7 protein-coding genes are annotated in these 7,782 nt (G+C 43.6%); 3 read left to right on the plus strand and 4 right to left on the minus strand.

What is annotated here, in order from left to right; all coding sequences use genetic code 11:
* Positions 1-89 precede the first annotated feature (89 nt).
* From BACCELL_RS18545 to BACCELL_RS18555, 3 genes are all read left to right on the plus strand, one after another.
* Positions 90-2,411 (plus strand): TonB-dependent receptor, encoded by a 2,322-nt coding sequence (locus BACCELL_RS18545; RefSeq protein ID WP_007213524.1) that lies wholly within the window; start codon positions 90-92, stop codon positions 2,409-2,411.
* A gap of 186 nt (positions 2,412-2,597) precedes the next feature.
* Positions 2,598-3,470: a helix-turn-helix domain-containing protein gene (locus tag BACCELL_RS18550; RefSeq protein WP_007213525.1), complete on the plus strand. Its 873-nt coding sequence runs from the start codon at positions 2,598-2,600 to the stop codon at positions 3,468-3,470.
* Positions 3,471-3,532: 62 nt separating this feature from the next.
* Positions 3,533-4,294 (plus strand): creatininase family protein, encoded by a 762-nt coding sequence (locus BACCELL_RS18555; protein WP_007213526.1) that lies wholly within the window; start codon positions 3,533-3,535, stop codon positions 4,292-4,294.
* Between the two features lie 14 nt (positions 4,295-4,308).
* Here the strand turns inward: BACCELL_RS18555 and BACCELL_RS18560 are convergent, their stop codons facing one another.
* The 4 genes from BACCELL_RS18560 to BACCELL_RS18575 form a co-directional block, all read right to left on the minus strand.
* On the minus strand, positions 4,309-4,713 hold the full coding sequence (locus BACCELL_RS18560; RefSeq protein ID WP_007213527.1) for a DUF4878 domain-containing protein: 405 nt from the start codon (positions 4,711-4,713) through the stop codon (positions 4,309-4,311).
* 30 nt (positions 4,714-4,743) lie between these two features.
* Positions 4,744-5,376, minus strand: coding sequence for a C40 family peptidase (locus BACCELL_RS18565; RefSeq protein WP_007213528.1), 633 nt, complete (start codon positions 5,374-5,376; stop codon positions 4,744-4,746).
* 243 nt (positions 5,377-5,619) lie between these two features.
* Positions 5,620-6,204, minus strand: a complete 585-nt coding sequence (locus BACCELL_RS18570; RefSeq protein ID WP_007213530.1) for a Crp/Fnr family transcriptional regulator — start codon at positions 6,202-6,204, stop codon at positions 5,620-5,622.
* A gap of 122 nt (positions 6,205-6,326) precedes the next feature.
* On the minus strand, positions 6,327-7,667 hold the full coding sequence (locus BACCELL_RS18575) for an MATE family efflux transporter (protein WP_007213531.1): 1,341 nt from the start codon (positions 7,665-7,667) through the stop codon (positions 6,327-6,329).
* Positions 7,668-7,782: the final 115 nt, after the last annotated feature.

A 7,782-nucleotide genomic window follows, 5' to 3' on the forward strand; every position in this document is an offset into this window, starting at 1 on the left:
GCTTACTCTCAGAACTTGCTTATGCACCAAGTTCTTTTTTAAGCGTTACTTAATTTTTATCAATACATACATTTTTTGAGCGCAAATTAATGAAAAAACATATACTTGCGCTGGTGCTTACGGTGGTTTGCATCAGCCTCTATGCTGTAAATCCTATAAAGGAAGGCAACATGATTTCCGGTCACGTGATTGTGAAAGGAACAGAAGAAAATATACCTTATGCAACTATATTGATTAAAGAAAACGGCCAGGGAACAGTCTCAAATGAAGAAGGCCAGTTCGAATTTCGCAAGCTTCCTGCCGGAAAATATACGCTTCGTGTATCAGCTGTAGGTTATAAGACACAGGAAAAAGAAGTAACTGTCAGTAAGGATTTTACCGCAGTTGTGCACTTCCCGATGGCGGAGGAAAGCTTCATGACTGATGAAGTGGTTGTATCTGCCAATCGCAATGAAGTGAGCCGGAAGAATGCCCCGGTTGTTGTGAATGTGATGAGTACCAAACTTTTTGAGATGGTGAACTCCACCGACTTGGCAAAGACTCTGAATTACCAGTCCGGCTTGCGTGTAGAGAACAATTGTCAGAATTGCGGTTTTCCCCAGGTGCGTATCAATGGTCTGGAAGGCCCGTATTCTCAGATTCTGATTAATAGTCGTCCGATCATTAGTGCCCTTAGCGGCGTGTATGGACTGGAGCAAATTCCTGTAAATATGATAGAGCGGGTAGAAGTTGTACGTGGTGGTGGCTCTGCCCTGTTCGGAGCGAATGCAGTGGGAGGTACTATCAATATTATCACCAAAGACCCTATCAGTAATTCCTTCCAAGTTTCCAGTATGTTTTCGTGCATGGACGGACAGTCGTGGGAGCAATATATGGGCGGTAATGTCTCCTTGGTTGCTAAAGATAATTCCTATGGTATTGCCTTGTATGAAAGCTATCGCAACCGTAATCCCTATGACCGTGACGATGACGGCTTCTCCGAACTCGGTAAGCTGAACATGAATACCTTTGGTTTCCGTGCTTACTATCGTCCTACGCACTTCAGTCGCATCAATTTGGAATATCATACAACCAACGAGTTCCGACGCGGTGGCAATAAGTTTGATTTGCAGCCCCATGAGTCCGACATCACAGAACAGACCAAGCACATCATCAATAGTGGAGGTGCCAGCTACGATCTGTTCTGGCGTGAATATAAGCATAAAATATCTCTTTACGGCTCTGTGCAGCATACAGACAGAAACAGTTACTATGGGGCTCAGCAAGACCTGAATGCTTATGGTAAGACTGATGATCTGACCTGGGTTGCCGGTGGTATGTATGTTGGTAATATGAATAACTGTTTCTTTGCTCCGGCCACTTTTACCGGTGGATTGGAATATCAGAATAACTCCCTGCATGATGTCATGACCGGTTATCACCGTGATATGAAGCAGGATGTACGTATTGCCAGTGCTTTTGTTCAGAATGAATGGAAGATGAGTCAGCTTACCATGTTGGTAGGTGCCCGCCTTGACAAGCATAATCTGATAGACAAACTAATTTTCAGTCCGCGCGTCAATTTCCTCTATAAGCCGACTGAAGATTTTCAGGCTCGTCTGACGTATTCTACCGGTTTCCGTGCACCACAGGCTTATGATGAAGACTTGCATGTGACCGCTGTAGGCGGTGAGGGCGTTCAGATTAAGCTGGCTGACAATCTGCGTGAAGAGCGCTCTAATAGTTACAGCGGTTCTATAGATTGGAGTACATACCTCGGACACTGGCAGGCAAACGTTCTGTTGGAAGGTTTCTACACAGATCTGCGCCATGTATTCGTGTTGGAAGATATCGGTAAAGATGAGAACGGTGACAAGATAAAAGAACGTCGCAATGGTAGTGGAGCACGTGTATACGGTGTCAATCTGGATGCAAAGCTGGCTCATGGCAAAGAAGCGCAGTTCCAGTTAGGTTTCACGGCACAGCGTAGCCGCTATACGAAAGCTGAAGTTTGGACCGAAGTAGATGATGAAGAGTTGACCACCAAGCGTATGATGCGTACACCGGATTACTACGGTTATTTTACTTTCTCTTCTGCGCCGTTGAAGAACTTTGATTTCTCTTTGTCGGGTATCTACACCGGTAAGATGATCGTTCCTCACTATGCACCGGTAGATGCTCCTGAAGGAGCTTTCTGTAATATCGAGAAAGACCGTATGGAGAATACTCCCGATTTCTTCGATCTCAATCTGAAGTTGAATTACACTTTTGTTTTGCATGACCATATCAAGTTGCAACTCAATGCCGGTGTACAAAATATCTTTAATAGTTTCCAAAAAGACCTGGATAAAGGGGAGTTCCGCGACTCCGGTTACTTCTACGGACCTACACAGCCGAGAACGTTCTTTATTGGTTTTAAGATTATGAATTAGATTAAGGTCTAAATTTAATATTGCGGGGGCTTCCGAAATTATTGCAAGGGCTTATGAATTTATTGTAAGAGCATAATTTCAGAAGCCCTTTCTTATACAAATGTTCCTTTTTTCTTTTTTTTAGGAGATTTCGGACGGTTTTCAGCGAAATATTGCTTATGTTTGCCGCGTAATTAAGAAAGGGAGATGAAAAATATAAAGAACGTAGACATAGCAACTATTCGCCGTTTTCCGGCAATGGATTTTATCGGGAATGATTTTGCCATATTCGACAATATAGGAGATATTCCCTTGTTTGGTTACCCTACGCGTCTGAATGCGTCTTGCCTGACACTTTGCCTGAAAGGGCATTGCCGGATACGCATCAATCTGAAAGAGCATGAACTAACCGCAGGTGTCCTAGTGGTCACGCTGCCCGAGCAGATATTGCAGCAAGTGGAGCGCTCGGATGATTTTACCGGAGTTTTCATTGTAGTATCCGGACAGTTCATTGATGATGTACTTCCTACGGTGCAGCAGTTGTTCCCTTTGTTTTTCATGATTAAGGAACAGCCCTGTGTACACCTTAAACCGGAAGAGATGGATGCCATTCAGGAATATTATTCTTTCCTTCAGAAGAAAGTAAAACTGAAGGACAACCCTTTCCGTAAAGAGATTACACAAGGATTGATTCTTTCTTTGTTTTATGAGATATATAGTATCTATCAAGGCAATGAGCCTGCGGTCAGAAAAACGAAAACTCGGAAAGAAGATCTCTTTGAACGTTTTATTCGTTCGATTTCCGAATCATATAAGGTAGAACGAAGTGTGGCTTATTATGCCGACAAGATGTTCCTCACAGCCAAGCATCTTTCTACAGCTGTAAAAGAAGTGAGCGGAAAGACAGCCGGTGAATGGATTGACAGTCTTGTTATTCTGGAAGCCAAAGCTCTGTTGAAATCTTCTGAAATGAGTATTCAGGAGATCTCGGACGAGCTTCATTTTGCCAATCAGTCTTTCTTTGGCAAATACTTCAAGCATCATACAGGTATGTCTCCGAAAGAATATCGTAAGCAATAGTACACAGTGTCGGAATATTCTTTATTTTTGCAGCTATCAAATACTCTCAAAAATAAGAAAGCATGGAAAAAAGAGAAATTGATCTTACTGTATCCTGCTATGGAAAAGTAAAGGATGTGAAGTATGATGTTGTCATACTCCCCTGGGGCGCTACGGAACCCCATAATCTGCATCTTCCGTATCTTACTGATTGTATTCTGCCCCATGATATAGCCGTAGATGCCGCTGCTTTGGCACTGGAGCATTCAGGTGTGCGCTGTATGGTGATGCCTCCCGTACCTTTTGGTGTTCATAATCCCGGACAGCGTGAACTTCCTTTCTGCATACACACCCGCTACTCTACCCAGCAGGCCATTCTGGAAGATATTGTAGCTTCCCTGTATGCTCAGGGGATGCGTAAATTGATTATTATCAGCGGGCATGGAGGCAATAACTTCAAAGGCATGATACGTGACCTTGCTTTTGTCTATCCGGATTTCCTGATTATAGCCACTGACTGGTTCAGTATTGTTTCTCCCAAAGGCTACTTTGAAGCTGAAATAGACGATCATGCCGGTGAATCGGAAACTTCTGTGATGATGCATTACCATCCGGAATTAGTGAATCTGGATGAAGCAGGCGATGGAGAATCCAAGCCGTTTGCCATTCCTTCGCTGAACGAGAAGGTGGGCTGGGCACCTCGTCATTGGGATAAAGCTACGATAGATAGCGGGGTAGGGAATCCCAGGAAAGCTTCAGCAGAAAAAGGAGCACATTATGTAAAACCAGTAATAGAAAAGCTCGCCCAACTCTTTACGGAAGTTGGGCAAGGTGAGCTCTACTAAGCAAAAAGAAAAGCTTACTTATCTACTGACATTAGCCATTTGCCATCTCTTTTTACCATTGATTGTGTACCATCCTGCGTTTCTCCGTTTCCGTAGGTTTGCTTAATCTTTACGGTTGCGGTGTTTCCATCTTCCGATATTTCTTCTGATATGATCTCTATACTTTTCAGTCCGTCCTTTTTTTCATATTCTTTGGAAACTTTCTCTTTCAGCATGGACACAAGCCCGTCCTTTTGCTCTTTCATTTTCTCCGCACCTACGCTCTCATCGAATGCAAGTCCGTCTACAAATTTCTCATAGTCACCTTTGATGAGGTAATTACCATACTTTTTCATAGCATCTCCCGGGCCACTTGAAGAGCAAGCTGTCATTAAAAACATAGTCATAACCATCAGACTAAAATAAAATACCTTTTTCATACGCTTTTTTTTAAAGTGATTAATGTGTATTTAAAAATAGTATATCAAACAGAGACGCTTGCTCTGCGCAATATCGTTGGGCAGGAGATAATCTCCTCTGAATCCGGGAATATTTACGTGGCTGACACGCCCTTCGGGTAAATCTATTCCCTCTTTTCTGTATACAAAGTCTATCAACTCCGTGCAATACATCTTGGTGGTGTCTGCCAAATCATAATCATGATCGAATAACACATGGCTCTCATAAAGATGTTCCGCGTGAGTTGCTGCCCGGTATCTGGCTACCGAATCTCCTGATACACGCATGATAGCTCCGTTAACAGCTTTTCTTTTCTCAAAAAACACTTCTACGGTTTCCATTTTTACACGATCAGGGTCGTCCTTAAAATCCGGTTCACCAGGCACGGCATGTATCACGTACCATTGTCCGGCTTTCTTTTTCAGGATGCCGGTATGCGAATAAGCACCTTCCCGGTCTGCAGCCAACACTACTCTACTGGTAATCCCTGTTCCTCTTCTGAAAGCGATATCCCCATCCCGGAATAGTTCTTGTGGTAGCTCTACCGGAGGTGTCTCTTTATCTGAACTTCCCTGGCATCCGACCAGTACAAGGGTAAGAAACAATATTGTTTTCAGTAGTGATACGTGTGTCTTCATTTCCATCCGTACAAATATATAAATTAATTTGCATCATTACATGTTTTTTAAATGATTTTTGTAGTGTAAACGAAAAAAGAGGCAACAACCTTATTCAGTTGTTACCTCTTTTTTAATTTATACCCTAAAAACTAATCTCTTTTACCTATAAAAACTAATTCTATTTCTTTTCTGATGGCGCAAAGGTAGAGAGTTTCAGGGAAAAATGATTTGATATAAATCAAAAACTAAATATTCTTATCGTATTTCTTACAATATCCCCGAGCGTACACGGCTGAGAGTTTCGGGTGTCATTAGCAAATAAGATGCGATATGTGACAATGGCGCCCGCTTGATGACTTCCGGATGGGTGTGCATCAGCATATTGTAGCGTTCACGGGCTGTCTCGAAACGCCATGAATCGGCTTTCACCTGGGATACGATGAGTGAGTATTCCAATATCTTGCGATAGAACATATTTATTTCCCAGGAGATTTCGGTCAATCTCATGAATTTGTCGTAGGGGAGAAGGTAGACTGTACAAGGCTCCAGGGCCTCTGCCATCAGGCGGGTAGGTTCTTGTTTCAGAGTGCTTTCGATGCAGATGATGACACAACCCTCGTAGGAAAAGTGTTCGGTGACGTCCTTACCGTTTTTATAATAGAATTGACGCATCATGCCTTTTCCGACAAATACCATGTGGTGGCAGACTTGTCCCTCCTTGAATAAGAGTTCACCCTTTTCCAGCTCTTTGCGGATCAGAATATCTTCTATCAGTTTTCTACCTTCAGGTGCCATGCCCGGATAACGAGAGTTCACAGTGGCATCAACTGTTTCTTTTAATAGTGTATCCATAATTGTTCGCTGGTTTCTGTAACTGTTTCCGGGGACAAAGGTATAAAAGATTTGATTTATATCAAATCTTATTAAGTGATTAGTGGTTAGTGATAAGTGATTAGCATTGTTCAGGCTACTAATCACTTAACAAACCCTTTTGTCGTCCATTTCATACTGTACCAGCGTTTTACGAAGATGGCTCCACGGATGTTCTCGTCCAGCAAGAAAGCGACCCACATACCGCAGATTCCCCACTCCAGAGGGATACCGATGATGTAGCCCAAGCCGACGGCAACGCTCCACTGAACAACCAGACCGACATAGAAGGGGTAGGTGACATCCCCGGCGGCACGCAAGGCATTTGTTGCGAAAATATTGATGGGACGTCCGATTTCAAGAATGACGTCGATGATGAGGATGGTGGTTCCGAGCCGGATGATTTCTTCATTGGTGGTAAGCCAATGGAAGATCGTGTTTCCGAATATAGCAAGGATGGTGGAGAGTATAACGGTGATCATGACGGATTTCTTCATAACATATTTACCCATGAGGAAAGCGGCATGAGGTTTCTTTTCTCCGATGAGATGCCCGATGCAAATGGCACCACCCTGCGCCATGGAGATGCTGAACAGATAGGCAAACATGATGATATTGACACAATAGGTGCGTGTGGCAAGAGCTTCGACTCCCAGCATATTGATGAAGAAGGTAATCACTACTTGCGAAGAACTGTAGGAAAGTTGTTCGCCGGCGGAGGGAAGGCCGATTTTCATCAGGTTCTTTAGCTCTATCCATGGGAACGGGCGGAAATAGGCAACGGGGAAGCGATGGATATGTTTGCGAAACAGGATAATGAATAAAAGTATCATAGATACACCCCGGCTGAAAGCAGTAGAGATGGCAGCTCCTTCTACGCCGAGCTCGGGAAAACCAAAGCGACCGAAGATGAGTGAGTAATTACCTATTATATTTAGGATATTGACAACAACGGTTACTAACATCGGATAAATGGCTTTGTTGGCACTGCGCAGGGAGGCGGAAAGCGTTAATGAAATGGCTTGGAAGAAGGCAAACGCGCCTACAATACGCATATAATCCATGCCGTCAGTCATCAGTTCGGAAGTCAGTCCCATCAGGCGCAGGATAGGTCCGGCACCAAAGAAAAGGAGCAGGCTGATGGATACGCCTACCACTATGTTCACAAGGATTGAAACACCGACCACTTGCACTACTTTCTTTTGCAGGCGGGCACCGAGATATTGGGAGCAAAGGACGGAAGTTCCGAGATTGATGACCTCGAATACGAGAAAAGTGAGCATTATAATCTGGTTGACCACCCCTACAGCCGCAACACTACTATCGGAGTGGCGACTCAGCATAATGGTATCTACAGCACCCAGCATCATAATGAGCAGAGTTTCTATAAAAATAGGGGCGGCAAGTTTGGCAAGCCTCTTTTTTAAACTTTCCTGATGTATCATTTCGTATGTGTTTGAGACACGGTGATGAAAAATCGCGCAAAGGTACGCAAAGGGAAGGATAGGGGAATTGATATGAGTCAATTTTCAGGGGCACCGCATCAAAATTAATTCGTTT

Origin of the sequence: Bacteroides cellulosilyticus DSM 14838 (genome assembly GCF_000158035.1) — a bacterium.
Taxonomy (GTDB): Bacteria; Bacteroidota; Bacteroidia; order Bacteroidales; family Bacteroidaceae; genus Bacteroides; species Bacteroides cellulosilyticus.

What these genes read in the sequence shown, in the direction of transcription:
- BACCELL_RS18545 (WP_007213524.1), top strand. Translation starts at nt 90, where the DNA reads ATGAAAAAACATATACTTGCGCTGGTGCTTACGGTGGTTTGCATCAGC.
- BACCELL_RS18550 (WP_007213525.1), top strand. Translation starts at nt 2,598, where the DNA reads ATGAAAAATATAAAGAACGTAGACATAGCAACTATTCGCCGTTTTCCG.
- BACCELL_RS18555 (WP_007213526.1), top strand. Translation starts at nt 3,533, where the DNA reads ATGGAAAAAAGAGAAATTGATCTTACTGTATCCTGCTATGGAAAAGTA.
- BACCELL_RS18560 (WP_007213527.1), bottom strand. Translation starts at nt 4,713, where the DNA reads ATGAAAAAGGTATTTTATTTTAGTCTGATGGTTATGACTATGTTTTTA.
- BACCELL_RS18565 (WP_007213528.1), bottom strand. Translation starts at nt 5,376, where the DNA reads ATGGAAATGAAGACACACGTATCACTACTGAAAACAATATTGTTTCTT.
- BACCELL_RS18570 (WP_007213530.1), bottom strand. Translation starts at nt 6,204, where the DNA reads ATGGATACACTATTAAAAGAAACAGTTGATGCCACTGTGAACTCTCGT.
- BACCELL_RS18575 (WP_007213531.1), bottom strand. Translation starts at nt 7,667, where the DNA reads ATGATACATCAGGAAAGTTTAAAAAAGAGGCTTGCCAAACTTGCCGCC.